The 1,357-nt window shown below is 53.9% G+C and carries 2 protein-coding genes; both read right to left on the reverse strand.

What is annotated here, in order from left to right:
- A partial coding sequence (locus tag H8730_RS17310; RefSeq protein WP_249290299.1) for a hypothetical protein occupies nt 1-314 on the reverse strand: 314 nt, incomplete at its 3' end.
- Nucleotides 315-395: 81 nt separating this feature from the next.
- Nucleotides 396-1,274, reverse strand: a complete 879-nt coding sequence (locus tag H8730_RS17315; protein ID WP_249290300.1) for a signal peptidase I — start codon at nt 1,272-1,274, stop codon at nt 396-398.
- Nucleotides 1,275-1,357: the final 83 nt, after the last annotated feature.

Consider the following 1,357-nt stretch of genomic DNA (forward strand, 5'->3'; position numbering starts at 1 on the left):
TCACCCTCCATGCCGTCCTTGATCCCAGCCCCCCAGCCGATCTCCAGATATTCGTCTAAGCGCACCCTTGCATAGATGGGCACGCCGCCTGCTTCGTCGGCGCTCATGAAGTTTTCCACATACACGTCCTTATTCACGCCGTTGAAATCGTCGTGCAGCCGTCCGCCTGGGTTGACATAGTTGACGATGGCCTCATTGAGCGCCGTCTGGCTGATGCTCTGCCACGCAAACGTACCCACCAGCAGAATCGCCGCCGTCACCGCGACTGCCATCACCGCTGAGATGGCTTTTCGCTTTTTTGTTGTTGCTGTCATCTTTCTTCATCCTTTCATTCGGATTTTATAGTATGTATATATAAAAAGAGGAAAATTGCCTCTCCTATACCGTGAGGAGTTTTAGTGTTTCGCCGGTCCCTCCGGCGGGCTCTTGAAGATTCGCCTCAGCACATAGAGCAGCACAAACGCCACCGCCAAAATAAACAGGAGAAACGGCCAGTATTGCCCGATAAAGCTGGCGACGGTTCCCAGCACCTCGCTGTGGAACACCACCTTGCCCACCACGTTGACGGCGGGAACCATCTGCTTGTCCGGCTCGCGGTTCATGATTCCCTGCGTCTGGAAAGCGCGCTGCCCAGTATTCTCGTAGTTTTCCGTGATGCCTACAATCCGGTGGGTGACGGAAGTGGTCTGGTTCGCCATGTAGGTGATGTCGTCCCCGATTTGCAGACTTTGGGGGTCTACGGTTTTCGTGATCACCAATGACCCTTTGGGTATCTCGCTCTGCATGGATTCGGTCAAGACAATCATGCCGGAATATCCCGCCAGACTGCGCGGCGAACCGTCGCTGGTAGTGCGGACGAATACGGCGCTCAAAATTAACAGAAGTAACAGCCCATAAAAGACGCACTCTCCAATAATTTTCCCTGCCCGGCCTTTTTTCGGCCCGGCTTTTGCGCTGGCGCTGTGCTGCGGTTTCGATTCCTGTCCCACAGGTTCTTCCTTCGCCTCCGGCTTGTTGTCCGGCATGGGTGCCCTCTCATGTGAAGTGGATGGGAAAGCTCCCTGCTCCTTCTCCTGATGAAGCTCGGTCAGAATGGCGTCCACCGTTGAATCTTTCTGCCGGGTCAGTTCTTTTTCCTGCTCTTGGATTTGCTCCTGCAACAGATCCACTTTCACCGCCAAATTGCGATAGGCCCCAATCAATACATCGATTCGGGGGTCCTCCCGCGGCGGGGACGCCTTCTCTTTTATGCTCTGTTCCTGTTCGTCCCTCATACTCATTTCCTTTAGTGCTATGGCTTGCCCCCTTTACAGCAGAAGAACTCTTCTGTTGTAGTTTTTTCCATCAGGATACCGGA

This window comes from Bianquea renquensis, from assembly GCF_014384895.1.
GTDB lineage: Bacteria > Bacillota > Clostridia > Lachnospirales > Bianqueaceae > Bianquea > Bianquea renquensis.

Coding starts and splice junctions, on each gene's coding strand:
- H8730_RS17315 (WP_249290300.1), bottom strand. CDS start 1,274: ATGAGGGACGAACAGGAACAGAGCATAAAAGAGAAGGCGTCCCCGCCG.